We start from the raw sequence: 17,683 nt of genomic DNA, 5'->3' as shown, positions 1-17,683 counted from the left end.
CGCCTTTATCCCGCATTCCGCCAGTTGGCGGCGCGGCTTTACACGATTGGCAGGAAGCGCAGTACCGAGACCGATGCCCATGACCGTTGAGACCGTAATCAAGCCCGTTGAGGGGCCTGTTTCTCCCAATTCCCCCAATGCCACCGAAACCGCCCCGGCGATAGACCCGCGCGCGCTGCGCAGCGCGCTGGGCCAGTTTCCCACTGGCGTGACCGTGGTCACCGCGCTTGACCCGCAGGGACAACCGGTGGGTATGACGGCCAGCAGCTTCAATGCGGTTTCCCTCGACCCTGCCCTGGTGCTCTGGAGTATCTCCCACGATGCCCTGAGTTACCCGGTATTCAGCCGCTGCGAGCATTTTGCGATCCACGTGCTGAAGCGTGAGCAGCAACACCTGTCCGATCTGTTTGCCAGCCGCGGCGCGGACAAGTTCGGCCAGTGCGACTGGCGCCCGGGCCTCGCCGGCCTGCCACTGCTGGACGACAGCGCTGCGCTGTTCCAGTGCCGCGCCGAGCACCGCTACCCCGGTGGCGACCACACCATCCTCGTGGGCCGCGTACTGGCGCTCAGCAACAGCGGTGGCGAACCGCTGGTATTCCACGGCGGCAACTACGGCGCTGTGGCCCGCTGATCTGCCACAATCCGGCCAAGACAAACCCGCGCCATCTCAGGCACAATCCCTCCAGAACTACTCTAGAGAGGGCGCGTCCATGAAATCCTTCCGCAATCAGGTCGCTGCGATTACCGGCGCGGCCTCCGGCATTGGCCGGGCACTGGCTGAAAACCTCGCCGAGGCCGGCTGCCACCTGGCACTGGCCGATACCGACATGGCCGGGCTGGAGCAGGTATGCGCCGACCTCGCAGGCAGTGGCGTAAAAATTTCCCTGCACCAGCTGGATGTCAGCGACGAGCAGGCTGTACACCAATATGCCCGCGACGCCATCGAAGCCCATGGTTCGGTGCAGATGATTTTCAACAACGCCGGCGTGGCCCTGAATCAGCCGGCGAGTGAAATGAATACCGATGACATGCGCTGGCTGATGGGGATCAACTACTGGGGCGTTGTCTACGGCACCCAGGCGTTCCTGCCGCACCTGCAGGCGCAGGGCTTTGGCCACATCATCAATGTTTCCAGCCTGTTCGGCATGATCGGCGTACCCACCCAGGCGGCCTATAACTCGGCAAAATTTGCCGTGCGCGGCTTTACCGAGTGCCTGCGCATCGAACTGGCCGGCAGCGGCGTGGGGGTCTCCTGCGTACACCCGGGCGGCATCGATACCAACATCGTGCGCAACGCGCGCATGCACCCGGACGAGGATCGCGAGCAGAGCGTGCGCCGCTTCAAAAAGCTGGCCCGCACCACCCCCGATCGCGCCGCCAGGATCATTCTCGACGGAGTGCGCAGGAACCGGGTACAGATCCTGGTCGGCGCGGATGCGCACCTGATCAGCCGGATCGGCCGCCTGTTTCCGGCCTCTTACGAGGGAGTCCTGCGCCTGCTCGGCATGGGCAAGGCGTTTGAGGACAATCGCAAGAGCGGCGAGACGCAGCGCCTGGCGCAGATGGAGACCGAAAGCTGACTTCCGGTCACCATTAGGCCGGGCGCGCAACGAAATTTCTTAAATTTGCAACAAAACGGGACCAGACTTATCTGGTAAAGCACTCCCGCGTTTTGGAGCCACGATGCATGTCGCAGAAACTGCTGTGTTATGCCCACAGGGGCGGTCGACAGGGGTATAGCGAAAACTCGCTGTCCGCCATTGAGCAGGCGCTCAAGGTCGGTGTGGATGGCATCGAAATCGACATCTGGAATGTCGGCGGCGAGCTTCTGGTCACACACGACCGGCGCCTCGGCCGCCTGCTACCCGGCGAGGGCCTGATCACCGACCAGAGTCCGGCCGAGTTGCGCCAGCAGCAGCTCTCCTGCGGCAGCTTTACCCCGAACCTGCGCGAAGTGCTGGAGCTGGTGGGCGACCAGTGCGAGCTCAACATCGAGATCAAGGGCCAGCGCTCTTCCGCACTCCTGTGCGAACTGCTCGATGATTTCTGCCGCGCAACCAACAGCACCCCGGACCAGTACCTGATCTCCTCCTTTGACCAGCGCCAACTGTTCGACTGCATGCAGCGCCTGCCAGCAGTGCGTCGCGGTGTACTGGTGGCGGGAATTCCGCTGGACCTGGCCCAGTGCGGTGAAGGGCTGGGCGCCTTTTCCATGCACTCCGAGCTGAGCTTCGTTACCGACGAGTTCGTGCAGGATGCGCGCCGGCGTGGTATGAAGAACTTTGTCTATACCGTCAATCACTGGGACGACTTCATGTTGATGAGCCAGATGCAGGTGGACGGCGTCTTCACCGACTACCCGGAGAAGCTCAACCGCTTCAATGCCAACGTGCCCGCGACGCACTGCGAAGCGCCGCGGCCCTCCTCGGCGCCACTAGCCTGAGACCATGGTTTCCCCGGGCACGCACGACGGCGACAGCCAGCGACCAATCTCGCGACAAGCCCTGCAGCCGCTACTGCAACGCAGCAACACACGCGCAGTATCGATCCTGCTGGGCAACTGGGCTCTGGTAGTCGGCCCCATGGCCCTGCTCGCATGGCAACCGAGCCCGCTGACCTTTGTACTGGCGCTGGTGCTTGTTGCCGGGCGCCAGCTCGGCCTCGCGATACTGATGCACGAGTGTGCGCACGGCGTGTTCTTTGAGAGCCGGGCCCAGAACCGCAACCTGGGCCGCTGGCTGTGCGCAGCGCCTATCCTCACCGACCTCGACGCTTACCGCGCTTATCATCTGGAGCACCATCGCAAGGCCGGCACCGACGGGGACCCGGACTACCCCAACTACCGTTACTTCCCGGTGAGTCGCGCCAGCCTGCGGCGCAAGATAACCCGGGACCTGCTGGGCATCACCGGCATCAAGAATCTGTATGGCGTCATACTGATGTACGGCGGGGTACTGGACTACGACCTGTCCTACAAGCCGAAAGACCGCCACCGGGTTTCCGCGGCACAGTTCGTCCGCAACCTTCTGGGCAACCTGTACCGGCCGCTGGTGCTGCACGGCATCGCCATGGCGCTGCTCGCGCTGAGTGACCTGCTGTGGCTTTACGGGGTCTGGTGGCTGGCATTCCTGACCCTGTTCAGTGTGTTCTCACGCCTGCGCAACGCCGCGGAGCACGGCGCCGTGCCGGACCTGCTGGATGCGGACCCGCGCAAGCATACGCGTACGGTTTTGCCGCGATGGTGGGAGCGACTTACGGTTGCACCAAACTTTGTCAATTTCCATCTGGAGCACCACCTGCTACCGAGCGTGCCCTGCTACCGACTGGCTGCCCTGCACCGCAAACTTGCCGATAGTGGCTACCTTGAAAACGTGCGCGTACCCGACGGCTACGCGGCGGTGATCCGCGAACTGGTCAACGGGCAGGCCAGCCCCGCTCACTGATCGCTGACAAGCGCCAGCACTTCCCAGCAAGCCCCTAGCGTGTGGTAGTCACACTTGCCACCCGCGGTGCTTTTTTCCTGCGAATACTTGCGGTTGTTGCGATCCAGCACCCGGTACCAGGCACCGTGTGCGTGGTCGACAAAATGTTCCCAACTATAGGCCCAGATGCGGTCGTACCACTGCCAGTAGATTTCCTCGCCGGTGGCATCGGCCAGCAGGGCTGCAGCGGCAAAACTCTCTGCCTGCACCCAGAAGTACTTGTCGTCGTCGCAGATACTGCCGTCCGGGGCGTGGCCGTAGAGGATGCCGCCCCGCGCCGAATCCCAGCAGGTTTCCAGTGCCCGCTCGAAAAGCTGGCGTGCGCGTTCGATCATCCAGCCCTCCGGGCGCTCGCGATGCAGTAACAGCAACAGCTTGGCCCACTCCGTCTGGTGCCCGGGCTGGAATCCCCAGGGCCGATAGAGATTTTTCGGGTCGTCCCGGTTGTAGTCCCAGTCGATGTCGAGCGACTCGGTATAGTGCTCCCACACCAGCCCGTCGGCCTTGTCTGCGAGTGTGACCGCAACTGTATGCGCGAGCGTGTAGGCACGCTGCAGGAACGCTTCGTCACCGGTGGCACGATAGGCCGCCAGCAGCGCCTCGCAACTGTGCATATTGGCATTCTGCCCGCGATAGCTGCTCAGCTGCTGCCAATCCGGCGTCGCCTCATCGGCATAGAGGCCGCACTGTGGTTGCCAGAACTTTTCATTGAGCATTGTCCATGCGCGGTACAGGTCGTCGCGCGCAGATTCGATACCGCACTCAATACAGGCCGACAGCGCAAGCACAACAAACGCCAGCCCGTAGCAGTGGTTGGTCTGGTCATCGGGCGCCTGCCCCCTGAGCGTCCAGTGATAGCCCTGGCGCGTAGCATCCCAGTGCGCCGTACGCAGGAAATCCAGGCCGTGCCGCGCCAGCTCCAGATACCGGCCTTCACCGCTCTGGCGATAGGCATTGCAGTAATTGAAAATCATCCGGGTCGAGCTGACGAGGTGCTTGCTGCCCGGAGCGAATACCGAACCATCGTCGAGGAAATTCTGGTGAAACCCGCCGTTGACAGTATCGACCACATTCGGCTGGTAAAACGCCAGGATGCGGTCACAGTGGTCACGCAGGAATTCCGGGCTGCGAAAATCTGGCAGTGTCATGGCAGTCTCTCTTCGTTGGGAAAGTCGAACTCACAGGAAAGTGCGGATCCAAACGCACGGATCGATCGCTGGTTGGGCAGGGAGGAAAAGGCACCCTCCATGGAAGCCGCATGCGCTCCGCAGGCGCAGGCAAAGCGCAGCACCCTCATGAGCGCATCGGATTCCAGCCAGGCTCGGATTGCCGGTGCGCCAACGCGCTGTTGCGCAAGCTGGTATATCAGGCCTCCCACAAATGCATCGCCTGCTGCAGTGGTATCCACCGTATCCACCTGCGGCGGCAGCAACTCACCCCGGTCGCAGTGACTGTACCAGTGCAGCGGCCGCGCACCATCGGTGACCAGCACCAGCGCCGCGCCTTGCCGCAACAACGTGCTCACAAATTCCGGATCGCCCTCGGCAAGATAATCCAGCTCTTCCCTGCTCATCTTGACCAGATCCGCCTGCCTCAGCAGGCGCAGCACTATCGCCCGGTCCGCGGTACCCGCAGGCCAGAGATTGTGGCGCAGGTTCACATCGAAACTGACAAGCCAGCCATTATCCCGGGCGCGCTGCACCAGCTGTTCTGTGACTTGCGCGATACCCTGCTCGGTGAGGCTGTTGGAGCAGATATGCAGGATGCCTTCGCGTGTGAAGGCTGTATCCGGCAGGTGCTCACTCCGGAACAGCAGGTCCGCTGCCGGCGGCCGGTAAAATTCGAAGCTGCGCTCACCCACTGCGTCCAGTGAAACAAACGCGAGCCCGGTCCTGGCTTCACCGGTAAAGCGCACGTAGTCCGTGCGCACGCCGTAATCCCGCAGTGCATCATGCAGGAAGCGCCCGAACATATCCTCACCGAGCATGCCGGCAAACCAGGCGGCGCCGCCAAGACGGGCGACGGCCACTGCAGCATTGGCAGGTGCACCACCCGGGAATTTACGGAACTGCTCCGGCGCGCCGCCATCGCTGCCGGTCGAAAGCATGTCTACCAGCGCCTCACCAAAACAGATGACTTTCAACATCGAATACTCCCGCTGCTGGACTCGCTGCAAATATCAAAACCCGTCTGGAAAGCGCACGGGTTGCGCATCGTAAGAAGCCTTGATCTGCCGCCTGAAGCGGTGCAGCCCCTCATAGAAAAAGAACACTTCACCCAGGAAACCGGCCTCGCGGTTTGCCTGCAGCATGCCGGCAAAAAACTCCTGCGATGGCATCTGGTCCCCAACACGGATCAGCAGGCCCGGTGAAAATTTCTCACGTGCGGCGCCGGGCACATAAGCCAGGGTCGCTTCCAGTGTGCCTCTGTAGGCGCCAAGGTCATGCCGGTATACCTGGGGAATCAAAAGGTCCACGGAGCCCGCCTGCAGCCACTGTGGCCAGTCCTGCAGATACTGCTCCAGCGACCAGGGGAACACCGAGGGCGCGAATGAAACGGTCACCTGTGGATCAATCGCTTTTACTTCGCGGTAGAGGCTGGCCGCATAATCGTTGAGGATACCTGCGCGCCAGGCCAGCCAGCCCGGTTCCTTGCTGTCACCGGGTGGCAGTGCACCGCCGTGCTGCGCACTATAGCGTGCAACTACCGCCGGATTGTAGCCACCTTCCGACGGCATCGCCGGGAGGCGGTCATCCCCCTGAACCCCATCGATGTCATAGTTGCGCACCACTTCCAGCACCAGGGACGACATGAATTGCTGCACTTCCGGATCCAGCGCATTCAGCCAGTCGAAGCCATTCTTGGTGACGAGCTCACCATTGGCATTCAGCGCGCGCCAGTGCGGTTTGATTCGGGCGATCTCACCACCGCCCTGCTGGTGGGATGAGGAAAATCCAAACTCGAACCATGCAAACACCTTGATACCCCGAGCATGAGCGGCATCGATCACCTCCTGCAAAGGGTCACGCCCGCGACCCTCGGGGTCGAGCGCTGGGTCCATCGCAACGCCGGTAAAGGATGCCATCACGTCCGACGGGTACAGGGTCATGCCCTTGTTCCAGGTGACCACAAAGATGGTGTTGATACCGAGCTCATCACACAGGGCCACCGCCTCCTCGATACCCTCGCGGCTGTACAGTACGTCGCTGGCGACATTGGTCAGCCATACGCCGCGCACCGCTTCCGGAAGCGCCTTGTCAGCCGCTGCGCCCTGCGCTGCGAACAACAGCAGCAGGAAAAAATAGCCTATTGCTCTCATTTCAACTCACCGTTGCTGTCTGTACCTGGCCCACCGGGCAATCCGGAAATGCCTTCGGCTCGGAAATCGTGCGGCCGTCCCTGTCGAATGCATAGAGGTGCTCCGGCGGCAACGCCAGTTGCACCCGCTCGCCCCGTCGCGGCAGGGCAAGTCCCGCTGTCTGCACGCAGACCTCCTGATCGCCCAGGCGGCAGTGCAGGTACGCCATAGCGCCGAGTTGCTCCACCCCGTGGACCTCAGCTTGCAGTGGCCCATCCGCGACCAGCTTTACATGTTCCGGGCGTATGCCGATTTCGTGCGCGCCTGGCACGCCGGCAACATCGCCTGCGAGAAAATTCATCCGCGGTGAACCGATAAACCCTGCCACAAACCGATTGGCCGGGTTCTGGTAAAGCGCCATAGGCGCACCCACCTGCTCCACCACACCATCATTCAACACCACGATCCGGTCTGCCAGGGTCAGCGCCTCGGTCTGGTCGTGGGTCACATAGATCATGGTTGCGCCGAGGCGGCGGTGCAGGTCGGCGATTTCCGCACGCATCTTCACCCGCAGTTCCGCGTCCAGGTTCGACAGCGGCTCGTCGAACAGGAAGATATCCGGGTCCTGTACCATCGCCCGGCCAATCGCCACGCGCTGGCACTGTCCGCCGGACAGTTCCCCCGGCTTCCGTTGCAGGTAGGGTTGCAACTGCAACACGTCCACCGCATGCGCTACCTTGCTGTCAATCACATCGGCGGCGACCCCGCGCATACGCATGCCAAAGCGCAGGTTCTGCTCCGCTGTCATGTGCGGATACAGGGCATAGGACTGGAACACCATGGCGATCCTGCGCTCGCTTGGCGGTAACCCGGTAACATCGCGCCCGCCGATATGCACCTGCCCGGTAGTTACGCTTTCAAGCCCCGAAATCATCCGCAGCAATGTGGACTTGCCGCAGCCGGAAGGGCCCACGAAGACAACGAATTCCCCCGGGGCCACCTCCAGGTCGACACCCTTGATGGTGGGGACATCCCCAAATTTTTTCGTCACAGAAGCCAGCGTTAATCCTGACATTCGGTTGCCTCCTGTTCATTGTTGCGGTGTAAATGCTGCGGCCAGTGGATTGGAATACCGCTGTCATGCAGCAGTTCCTGCAGCCTCTCACGGAATTCCGGCCGGACATGCACCTCATGCGGGCGCCTGCCCCGGTGCAGGCAGAACGCCGCCAGCAGGCCGGCAACCTCCCCCACCAGCCACTCAATCGGGTGCACCCGGGTCGCCGCATTGACCAGGTGTGTCACGCTGATGTTCTTGCACGCCGGCAGCAGGTTGCGTGCATCACGCGGGATAAAGATGCCCAACGGCAATTCAAACGGCCGCACGCGGGCGTTGGAGCCCATATAGGAATCGCAGGTGGGATGGATATCCATGTTGTACAGCCCTATGCCAACGCTATTCTCAAACGTTGCCGGCTGCGTGTCCCCGTCATAGCGCGCACGAATATGTTCCTGGTGCAGGGTTTCCAGGCCGATGATGCGGCGCGACTCACGCACATAGACCTGTTGCGCGAAGCCGTCTTCGGTACCCAGCACGGCGGGCGCCAGTGCGAGCTCCGGAAAGCCTTCGCCCGGCTCGCCCACACTGCTGCGCGGTGCGTGATTCTGCAGCCAGTACACCAGGCACAGGGAAAGCTCGCGCGCTGCAGAAAGCACCTCGGCTTCGGTTTTATGCTTGCCGTCGAGCAGCGGCTGTAGGGCAAAATCATTTTGCGCCCAGTTGACGAGACTTATATCCGCACACGCATCACGCCAGTTGTGCCCGGCAACCACCCGCCGGTAGCGCCACAGGTCCAGTGTCTCGCCCTCGCCAAACAGCGGCAGGCGTACCCGGGTAAAGCCTTCTCCACCCGGAATTTCCTCGCTAAAAATCGGGTGTCCGTAATGCGGCAGGACATGTGCCCGCCAGAAATCATAGGCGGCAGGTGTGGCCACCGGGCGCTCCGCGCCAGCCGGTACTTTCTGCAGCGCGACCACATGGGTGATGGGCTGCTGGTCTGCCGGGTTTGCCTGATCTGGTGCCTGTAACTCACCAAACTCTGCCCTGCTCTCCTTGCCAAGCCGGTAGGGCAACTCCAGTAACGCGAGCAGTTCCCCGGTGTCTGTGCCGTCCAGGAAATAGTCCGCTCGGATCTCGATATTTGTGTTCCCGGCCGTACCGTGCAACACAGTAACCGACTCGATACAGTCACCGCTCCGATGTGCGCCCACCGGCACCGCACGCTCCAGCAGTTGCAAGCGGCCACTTTCGATATAGGGAGCCAGCAGAGTACGGAGGTATTCTTCAGCGTGGCGCGGCTCGAAACAGAGCCGGCTCACCCAGCCATCACCGGGATTCAGTCCCTCGGTCATCACGCTGTTATCGATAAAGTCCGGATCATTCCGGTATACCGACCGGATTGCGTTGCGAAAAGCCAGGTAACTGGCACTGGCCCCGAAAGACTCGATATAGCGGTGCTCGTCCGGCGGCACGCCCTGGCTGGTCAGCTGCCCGCCTATCCAGGGGAACTCGCTGGTGAGGATGGTATCCACCCCCTGGCGCGCCAGCTGGTAGGCGGCAAGGCAGCCACCGAGGCTTGCACCAATCACGGCCGCCTGTGTGGTCAACGGTTTCACGCCGGCACCCCCGCCTGCTGTGATTGACGCTCAACGATCTCCGTACGCAGGCCAATTTCAAAGCTGCGCCGCCAGGGCAGGTACACATCCCGCAATTCGATATCGCAAAAACCCTGCTCCTGCAGCCACTGGCGCGCCGTGCCCGGATAAAGCGCCCGCAGTCTTTGCAGCAACTGCTCTGGGCTGCAACACCGCTCATCAATGCCTGCACGCAATTTTCCGCGCAGGCCGGACTGATACAGGTAGTCGTCCAGCAGTCGGGTGGCAAGCAGGTGCCGGTTGTGGACGCGGCCCGCCTGCCCCGGCCCGCAGCGCCCCTGTGCCACACATATCTGCGCCACCAGGCTACCGATACTGTTGCTGGCGGTATTCCAGCCGGCGTAAGCCAGCAGGTCGTCAGGGGCCAGTGCGAGCTCTGCCAGCAGCGCCGGATCACCGCCATTGGCATAAGCCAGGTCCAGCAGCGCAACCGGTTTGTCACTCACGGCAAGCTGCCGGAGCCATGCCGGGTCGTTGCCCAGCGCCGGCGCCACCTCGCCGCCCATGGCCCAGTCCCCCTGGCCACTGCCCTGGCAATGGATCGCGAGCACGACATCGGCCTGCCCGATACCCTCCGCCACCAGTGCGCCCGCTGCCGCCAGCTGGCAGTGCACGGATTCCAGCACGGGTCGGTCCTCGTAGCGCGCAACCATTTGTTCCAAAGCGTCAGGATGATGCGGACTCAGGACGATACGCGGTGCGTGGACGACGCCCAGGACCTGCAGCTGGAAAGCCAGCAGGGTATAGATCACCTCGTCCGCCCCCGGGTAGACCAGTACGCGATCCTCAAGCCCCATGCCTGCGATAACGGACTGCAGCGTGCGCCGCTCGGCTATATTGAATCCGTACTCGGCGGTATCGTCCTGCGGAAGCACCAGCCTGTCGATAACACCTTCGCGGACGAGCTCCAACACCCGGCAGGTGACAGAAAAATTTCTCTTGCGCGTACGCAGGTAATCATCCCGCACTGATGCAGGGATGGCCGCGCGAGCGCGCTCGGCAACCCCCATGTCACCGTCCTGCTGCAGGCACTGGTAGCGATCACTGAAGAATGACCACTGCCAGATCAGCTCTCCATATTCAGACCAGTAGAGCTTTTCTTCTTCATTCTCATTGTTGTTCGACAGGCGCATGGTGGCGCAGAAGGCATAGACCGGTTTATCCGGCCATGCTGCACGGAGTTCTTGCAGTAACTCCAGAAAGCCGAGCAGGGTTTCGTAGTCGTCCTCGACAAAACGCGACGGCACCAGCCCCCCATAAACCAGCATGTCGATAGAAAAAATAAAGCCGTCCGCACCCGGTGCATGCTCCAGGACCCAGCTTCGGAGAAATTCGCGATTGGCGGGTTCACGAAAGTAACCCAGATCTTCGACGGCCGGGCACACCAGTTCGCAATCCGCGATACGCGCCAGCATCTGTACCTGCTCACGCGTAACCGGCCTGCCATCTACCGGCAGCGCGACGATTGTCTTAGCGGCCATCCTGTACCTCTTCACCTGTATTTACCTGCACACCGTGGCCGGCCTCTTCATCGCAGAACAGGAAGGTCGCTATCTGGCGCGGGCCAACGAGCAGGCCACCCACCGTACGGTTCCCTGCGAGGTCGGTGCGCTGCGGCCAGGCACCCCCGAAATCCGCTTTCAGGTCCTGTGTGGTCGGGTTCCAGACCCGAACTTCGATACCGCTCTTCACACGCCGCAGGCTGCTGACCTGTAGTGCTTCGGTTAGCAGGTTGAGGCGAGGCATACCGGGGCTGTGAAGCTCAGTGCGCGGATGACCGCGCAAAACGCGAGGTGAACGTCGCAGGCTGTTGGCCTGGTTCAAAAGCTGCGGGGGCTGCGGGTCAGTCAGATCCAGGCCGAAAAGATAATCGTGCTCGCCGAGGCACTGTGCTTCCGGCGTGGCCAGGTCCGGCCCGGCCCCGAGGCCGCGGGTTTTCAGGTCGCGACGCGAAAGCCAGCCGACACTGCGCAACAGCGTCACACCGAGGGTGTCACCGCAACCGGACTCGCCACAAAGGATCTCGTATTCCTGCAGGCCGCGGTGTACAAACCCTGCGTCAGCGGCCTTGATTGCCGAATAAGACGGGTTCACGGCCACGGGAGACTCTTGCTGGCCGTTTACTTCCGCATCGCTGGCATACACCTTCTGCCGCTGCACCCAGTCGAATGCCGTATCCGAGGCGCTTGCCCTGACGTTTTTCTGCAGAGGAATATGCAGACGCAAGCGCTGGTCCCGTGCCTCGTTGTGCCAATTTAACCGGCAACGGATCAGCGCATCATCCGGCAGCAGTGTCACCAGCATCTCGCCATGGCTGCGTACCCGTTCCTGCGCCGGGCCCCGACGGTCGACATCCAGCCCGGCGGGCTGCTCCAGTACAAGCTCCAGGCGCACATGTTGCGGTCCGCTTTCGCCGCCGCTCACATGCCAGCCGGCAATCCTTGCCGCAAAGCGATCAGCGCCTGCCGGTGAAAAATTATAGGTATCGCCACCATCCAGCTCGCTCACGATGCCGAACAGGCCGGCATAGACCTCACCGGAAGCCTTGTCGCGCAGTTGCAGGCCGGCATTTTCATCCACCCGCAGCTGGTAATAGCGGTTCTCGATGGTGTCCCGCACTGGCACTGCCGGGGCACTGGCTTTTGCCGCCTTACGCACAACCAGGGGCTGTAGTTCCAGGCCCCCCAGCTCGGCGTGAATAGCCAGTTCGTACTGGCAGCCCGAGACCATATCGGGGAAGTCATCGATCGGTGAATGGAACTCCTGCGCTTCAGTTGCATTCAGGGTATGGTTCTCGAGCTTTCTGCCCTGGCTGTCAAACACCTCTAGATCTTCTGCACGCGCACCGCTGATAAACACGCTCTGCTGCATCCAACCGGAGAAAGGTTTCGGCGAGGAGTTGAACAGGGTGCAGCGACTGTCATCGGCAAACGGGTCCGGTGCATCCCCCTGACGACCGAGGTCCGTGCGATTTCCCAGCATGCCGAGCGCCAGCTGTGCATTTTGTTCCAGCACCTGCAGGCGCTGCTGCAGCTGACTGAAACGCACGACCATCTCGCGGTGTACTTCATCCACGCTGCAACCACAGATCGAATCATGCGCATGCTGCTCAAGCAGCAATTGCCAGGTTTTTTCCAGATAGCGCGCCGGATAGTGCTGGTCCCGGGGCAGGGGTAGGGCCACCGCCAGCAACGGCTCCACCAGCCCGGCCAGGTGATCTTCCAGCCTCTGGTTGGCCTCCTTCAGGTACTGGCGCGTGGACAGCACATCGGGCAATACAAATGCGCGCGCATTGGCACGCAGCTCACCATCAATACGCGGCAGGGCATTATGGTCAGTAACCAGTGCATCGATATAACCGGTAAGGGTATCCTGCGTCAGCCGGTAGCGGTTCTGGCCCGCGTTGTACTGGTCGATACGATCCTGCAGGTGTTCCGGCGCCATCAGGTGGTCGCCTCCCTGGGTCAATAACAGCGGGCCACCGTTACTGCGCGGCTCTATGCGGGCAAGGTAACTTTCCAGGTTCACACGCCAGTCTTCCGTGTTGAACGGGTGCTGGTAGTAGCCTTCAGTAAGAACCACCAGCATTACCTCGCTACCATCTGGCGCGCGCCAGATAACCTCCGAACTTTCCCCTGCGACTCCGCGCCAGGCAACGGCATTGCTGATTCCGAAACCGGATAGTAACTGCGGCATCTGCGAGATATGCCCGAAAGTATCCGGCAGGTATCCTACCTGCTGGCCACCATCCAGCAACCTGGCCCGGCGCTGGCCAAGTTCCAGGTTGCGTACCAGCGACTCACCGGCACACAGGAACTCGTCGGCGGCGACAAACCATGGGCCAATGGCAATCCGTCCCGTACGCACATATTCCGCCACCCGCGCCGCAAGCCCTTCCTCGGCATGCGCGTAGAAGTCCTCGATCGCCGATACCTGGCCATCGAACAGGAAATACTGCAGCTGCCCGCTATCGAGCTGCTCCACCACCTGGGCCATAACACGGAGCAGGCGCCCGATAAACTGCTGGTGCGGGTAATACCACTCCCGGTCCCAGTGTGTCTGCACGATGACAGAAACCTTTCGGCTCATGCCTGCAATGCCCGGTCCTTCGCCACTCATCCCTTCACCGCCCCGCGCATGGCACCTTCAATAAAATATTTCTGACTGAACAGGAATACCGCCAGGATTGGCAGTATCGAAAAGATTGCGCCCGCCGCTACCAGACGCCAATCCATGGAGAATGTATTGGCCAGCCGGTTGACACCCAGCGGCAGGGTATAGAACGCCGGGTCGTCGAGGATGATCAGCGGCCACAGGAAGTCGCCCCAAACCGCGATAAAGCTGAACACCGCCAGAGTCGCGAGTGACGGCTTTACCAGCGGCAGCAGCACATACCACCAGATCTGCAGGCGGTTGAGCCCCTCGATCATGGCATTTTCCTCAAGCGCACGCGGGATACCCAGAAATGCCTGTCGCATCAGGAATACGCCGAAAGCGGTACAGGCATGGGGCAACACGAGGCCCAGATAGGAATTCTGCAGGCCGAGCCCGATGGCCAGGTTATACACCGGAATCATCAGCAGCTGGAACGGAATCATCATGGAGCTGAGCAGTACCAGGAAGATCAACTGCTTGCCGTGGAAATCCATACGCGCCAATGGGTAGGCAGCGAGGGAAGCAAACAGCAGGTTCGCGGTAACCGACAATGCGGCCACCAGCACACTGTTTTTCAGATACAGCAGGAAAGGCTGGCTCTCCAGCACCCTGGCGAAATTATCGAGGGTGGGTTGCTGCGGGAGGAATTGTGGCGGATAGGCAAAGATATTCTCCGCACCGGACTTGAGTGCGGTCGACAACAGCCACAGAAACGGCCCGACTGTCACGAATGCCACCAGTAGCAGCCCCAGATAGCGCAGCAGCAGCGGTAGTAAGCGCACCTTCACTTGCCTTTCCTCAGCACAAACAGGTTCAGGATGGAGAGCCCCAGCGTCAGGACGAACAGCACCACGCCGGCGGCGGAGGCGTAGCCCATTTCAAACTCCTCGAACGCGCTCTGGTAGATGAAATACACCAGCGTCTTGGTGGAGTCCAGCGGACCACCATTGGTCATCACATACACTTCCTCGAACACTTTCATGGCCGCAATAGAGGACATCACTGCGACAATGGCGATCGAAGGTTTCAGCAGCGGAATAGTGATATGCAGGGTCTGCTGCCATTTGGAAATTCCCTCGACTTCCGCAGCTTCGTAAAGATGACGGGGAATGGACTGCAGTCCCGCCAGGTAGATCACCATGTAGTAACCGAGGCCGGTCCATATCGTCACGGCCATCACCGCAAACAGGGCATTGGCCGGGTCGGTCAGGAACGCAACCGGATCATCGGTAATACCGGTATTGATCAGGAAGTAATTGAGGATGCCCTGCTCTTCGTAGACCCATTTCCAGATCAGACCGGTGACCACCAGCGAGGTAATAACCGGCAGATAGAAAATCGCGCGGAAGATTTTCACCCCGGCGATGGCCTTGTTGACCAGCAGCGCGAGAAAAATTGGCGCGATGACCAGCACCGGCACAACCATTACGAGGTACAGCAGGGTATTGCGCAGGCTATTCCAGAAAAAAGGGTCCTGCGCGAGTTTTTCATAATTATCGATCCCGACAAAACGAGACTCGGTGATCATGTTGTATTCGGTAAGGCTTGCGCCGATGGCATGCAATAACGGGTAGAGCACAAAGGCACCGATAATGGCACACGCCGGCACAAGAAACAGGTACGGAGTCAACTGGGCAAGTGTCGAGTTTTTCATGCCGGCAATTCCGCCCCGGCAGCAACATGCATGCGTGCAATCCTGGCCGCGCCGTAAATACCTGCATCATTGCCAAGGTGTGCCTGCTCTACCTTTACCGGCAATTTGTGCTGTGCAAGATAGCCAATAAATTGTGACCACCAGTCGCTATTGGACTCCACCAGGCCGCCACCGATAATCACGCGATCAGGGTCCAGTGCCCAGTAAACGTTGTGCACCGTCAGCGCCAGTAACTTGCAGAACTGCGTCACCGCCGCCGTAGCAATGGCGTCACCCTTGTGTGTCGACTGCAAAACATGCCGGCCGCTCACGAAGCGCTCGCCCTGCGCGATACGGTTGCCAGTATTCATTAGCCCCGTCCCGGACAGGCTGGACTCGAGCGGCGCAAACGCGCCCGCCTCGCGTGGGTCAGGCACCAGCAAACGCCCAAAGTGCCCGGCAACATGGTTTCTGCCCGCCACTATTACACCGCCCTCGCTCACGGCACCGCCAAGGCCGGTTCCGAGCGTCAGCATGACCGTCCGCTCGGCAGGATCAGCGGTGCCTCCGGCTGCATTCAGCTCGCCGAGGAGCGCGGCCTTCACATCGTTCTCCACAGCCACTGGCAGGTCAAACCGGCCCTGCAGGTAACCGGCAATATCGGTGCCCTTCCAGCCCGGTATCGAATCTGTCGCATCCAGTACCACACCGGTGACCGGGTCTATGACACCCGCACTGGATACCCCGATTGCCGCCACGGGAAGCTCCGCGACCCGCGCTTCCTGCAACAAATCTGCGGTCAGGGACTCCAGTGCTGCCAGTACCGTATCCCGCCCCCCGGCCGCATTGGCCGGCACCTGCTTGTGCCCGATACAGGTGTTGCCACCGTCGAAAAGGCCACCGCGGATTTTGGTACCGCCGAGGTCCAGCGCAACAAATACCGGTTGCTTGCTCATATTTGCGTTATTCCTCTTCCACCCTGTTATCGCCCAGAAAAAGGGCCCAGGTATCCGCAACCTGCTCGACTGCCTCCTCTACGCTGAGCTGGCCCACCATCGCCGCCTGCAGGTTGAAGACAAAGCTGTTGCGCAACTTGCTATAGCCCGGCAACGGCGGCACCAGCACCTCGCCCTTGAGCGTCTGTTGCGCGGACAACGCACGGGCATGGGCGATCAGTGGTGCAGAGGCTGCCGGCGGCAGAAAAAACGGATCGTCAAAACTTTGCCTCGTAGACGGCAACAGCGGTACGCGCCGGGCAAGCGCCATCTGGTTCTCGTGACTGGTGACAAATGCGGCAAAGCGGAATGCAGCTTCCTTGTTAGGCGACAGTTCTGGCACCGCCAGGTTCATGGCCGCGACACTAAAGGGAGCCGCTGCTGCCTTGAGCTGTGGCGCAATACCCACTTTTTCATAAAGTGCCGGTGAATTGACACGAATGGATTCCAGAAACTGCATGCCGGTGGTGATCATTGTCACCTCGCCGGACTGAAACAGCTCTACTGCCTTGCGATGCCCCTCCGTCAGCACATTGCGCGGCACCAGTCCCTGCTGAAACAAGTCGCGGTAAAAACTGAAAAACGCCCTGCCGGACTCACCCTCGAAGCCGGCCCCGGTGGCACGTGCATTCAGCAGACTGGCCCCCATCGCCACCATATCTTCAAGCGGGCGGCTGCCATCCATCGCCGGAAAATACACATAGCGGTCAAACTTCTCCCGCACCAGGCGCGCGGTCTGCAACAACTGAGCGTGGTTCGCGGGCACCTCTGCGCCAGCCGCCTGCAACAACTCGCGGTTATAAATGGTAATGGTGGTGGACAGGTACCAGGGGATCGCGAATGCCTCGCCGCGATAGCGGTTCGCGCCCCAGATATTCGGCAGGTAGGTCGCCACCTGCGCCTCAGAAAGGAAATGCTCGGGATTTGCCAGGGCGCCGTACTCGGCAAGCTTGGCGGCAAACTGCGGATTCAGGTTCACCAGGTCCGGTGGCGTGCGCGCCGCGACCGATGCCAGTACCTTCTTCTCCATTTCTTTCCACGGCACATCAACCCACTTGACGCGGACATCCGGGTTGTCCTGCTCGAACGCGGCAATCATGCCGTTGACATATTCATCGTGGAAAGGCGACAGCTGCATGGTCCAGAACTGGATCTGGACAGGCGCCGGGGCGCTCCCGGACTGCGCGGCGGCCGTGCCGGAAAGGCCTGCAACAGCAAATGCACAGGCGACGATTAGCCGGACGATTTGGCGGTTCTTCATTGTCGTTATTGGTCTTGTCAGCTGACAGCGTCAACTATGACTCTAACCAAGCCCATTTTCAAAATCAAACCAATTGGTATAGTATTTCGAAGATATTGAGCCAATACGCCCTCTATTTACCGCATTGGCCTAGTAGTACTCCTGAAG

15 protein-coding genes are annotated in these 17,683 nt (G+C 61.0%); 4 read left to right on the top strand and 11 right to left on the bottom strand.

What is annotated here, in order from left to right; genetic code table 11:
• The first annotated feature begins 79 nt into the window (after positions 1-79).
• The 4 genes from QSJ80_RS04020 (at position 80) to QSJ80_RS04005 (ending at position 3,443) form a co-directional block, all read left to right on the top strand.
• A complete protein-coding gene (locus QSJ80_RS04020) occupies positions 80-631 on the top strand; it encodes a flavin reductase family protein (RefSeq protein WP_285763004.1) in 552 nt (183 codons plus the stop codon).
• 79 nt (positions 632-710) lie between these two features.
• Positions 711-1,580, top strand: coding sequence for an SDR family NAD(P)-dependent oxidoreductase (locus QSJ80_RS04015; RefSeq protein WP_285763003.1), 870 nt, complete (start codon positions 711-713; stop codon positions 1,578-1,580).
• A 107-nt stretch (positions 1,581-1,687) separates the two neighbouring features.
• Entirely contained in the window at positions 1,688-2,443 is a 756-nt protein-coding gene (locus QSJ80_RS04010; protein ID WP_285763002.1) for a glycerophosphodiester phosphodiesterase, read from the top strand.
• 4 nt (positions 2,444-2,447) lie between these two features.
• Positions 2,448-3,443: a fatty acid desaturase family protein gene (locus QSJ80_RS04005; protein WP_285763001.1), complete on the top strand. Its 996-nt coding sequence runs from the start codon at positions 2,448-2,450 to the stop codon at positions 3,441-3,443.
• On the opposite strand, the gene QSJ80_RS04000 is transcribed toward QSJ80_RS04005, so the two are convergent.
• Genes QSJ80_RS04000 through QSJ80_RS03950 form a run of 11 tightly spaced genes read right to left on the bottom strand, consistent with a single transcriptional unit; the run spans position 3,437 to position 17,536 of the window.
• Positions 3,437-4,630, bottom strand: a complete 1,194-nt coding sequence (locus QSJ80_RS04000; RefSeq protein ID WP_285763000.1) for an AGE family epimerase/isomerase — start codon at positions 4,628-4,630, stop codon at positions 3,437-3,439. The two genes, QSJ80_RS04005 and QSJ80_RS04000, sit on opposite strands and share 7 nt — an antisense overlap.
• Positions 4,627-5,628, bottom strand: coding sequence for a carbohydrate kinase family protein (locus QSJ80_RS03995; protein ID WP_285762999.1), 1,002 nt, complete (start codon positions 5,626-5,628; stop codon positions 4,627-4,629). Before QSJ80_RS03995 ends, QSJ80_RS04000 begins: the two co-directional genes overlap by 4 nt.
• 33 nt (positions 5,629-5,661) lie before the next feature.
• The gene (locus QSJ80_RS03990; protein ID WP_285762998.1) at positions 5,662-6,801 is read right to left on the bottom strand and encodes a glycoside hydrolase family 10-like protein; all 1,140 of its coding nucleotides are present in this window, start codon (positions 6,799-6,801) and stop codon (positions 5,662-5,664) included.
• Position 6,802: 1 nt separating this feature from the next.
• Complete coding sequence (locus QSJ80_RS03985) at positions 6,803-7,855, bottom strand: ABC transporter ATP-binding protein (protein WP_285762997.1); 1,053 nt, start codon at positions 7,853-7,855, stop codon at positions 6,803-6,805.
• Positions 7,843-9,453 (bottom strand): FAD-dependent oxidoreductase, encoded by a 1,611-nt coding sequence (locus QSJ80_RS03980; RefSeq protein ID WP_285762996.1) that lies wholly within the window; start codon positions 9,451-9,453, stop codon positions 7,843-7,845. The genes QSJ80_RS03985 and QSJ80_RS03980 overlap by 13 nt, the downstream gene beginning before the upstream one ends.
• Positions 9,450-10,973, bottom strand: coding sequence for a DUF4127 family protein (locus QSJ80_RS03975; protein WP_285762995.1), 1,524 nt, complete (start codon positions 10,971-10,973; stop codon positions 9,450-9,452). Before QSJ80_RS03975 ends, QSJ80_RS03980 begins: the two co-directional genes overlap by 4 nt.
• The gene (locus QSJ80_RS03970; RefSeq protein ID WP_285762994.1) at positions 10,963-13,611 is read right to left on the bottom strand and encodes a glycoside hydrolase family 38 N-terminal domain-containing protein; all 2,649 of its coding nucleotides are present in this window, start codon (positions 13,609-13,611) and stop codon (positions 10,963-10,965) included. The genes QSJ80_RS03975 and QSJ80_RS03970 overlap by 11 nt, the downstream gene beginning before the upstream one ends.
• Positions 13,608-14,435 (bottom strand): carbohydrate ABC transporter permease, encoded by an 828-nt coding sequence (locus tag QSJ80_RS03965; RefSeq protein WP_285762993.1) that lies wholly within the window; start codon positions 14,433-14,435, stop codon positions 13,608-13,610. Before QSJ80_RS03965 ends, QSJ80_RS03970 begins: the two co-directional genes overlap by 4 nt.
• The gene (locus tag QSJ80_RS03960) at positions 14,432-15,301 is read right to left on the bottom strand and encodes a carbohydrate ABC transporter permease (protein ID WP_285762992.1); all 870 of its coding nucleotides are present in this window, start codon (positions 15,299-15,301) and stop codon (positions 14,432-14,434) included. Before QSJ80_RS03960 ends, QSJ80_RS03965 begins: the two co-directional genes overlap by 4 nt.
• Positions 15,298-16,236, bottom strand: coding sequence for an ROK family protein (locus tag QSJ80_RS03955; RefSeq protein WP_285762991.1), 939 nt, complete (start codon positions 16,234-16,236; stop codon positions 15,298-15,300). Before QSJ80_RS03955 ends, QSJ80_RS03960 begins: the two co-directional genes overlap by 4 nt.
• A gap of 7 nt (positions 16,237-16,243) precedes the next feature.
• Complete coding sequence (locus QSJ80_RS03950; RefSeq protein WP_285762990.1) at positions 16,244-17,536, bottom strand: ABC transporter substrate-binding protein; 1,293 nt, start codon at positions 17,534-17,536, stop codon at positions 16,244-16,246.
• Positions 17,537-17,683: the final 147 nt, after the last annotated feature.

It is taken from the genome of Biformimicrobium ophioploci, assembly GCF_030270605.1.
GTDB classification, from domain to species: Bacteria; Pseudomonadota; Gammaproteobacteria; order Pseudomonadales; family Cellvibrionaceae; genus Biformimicrobium; species Biformimicrobium ophioploci.
This window is presented reverse-complemented; position numbering and strand designations above follow the sequence as displayed.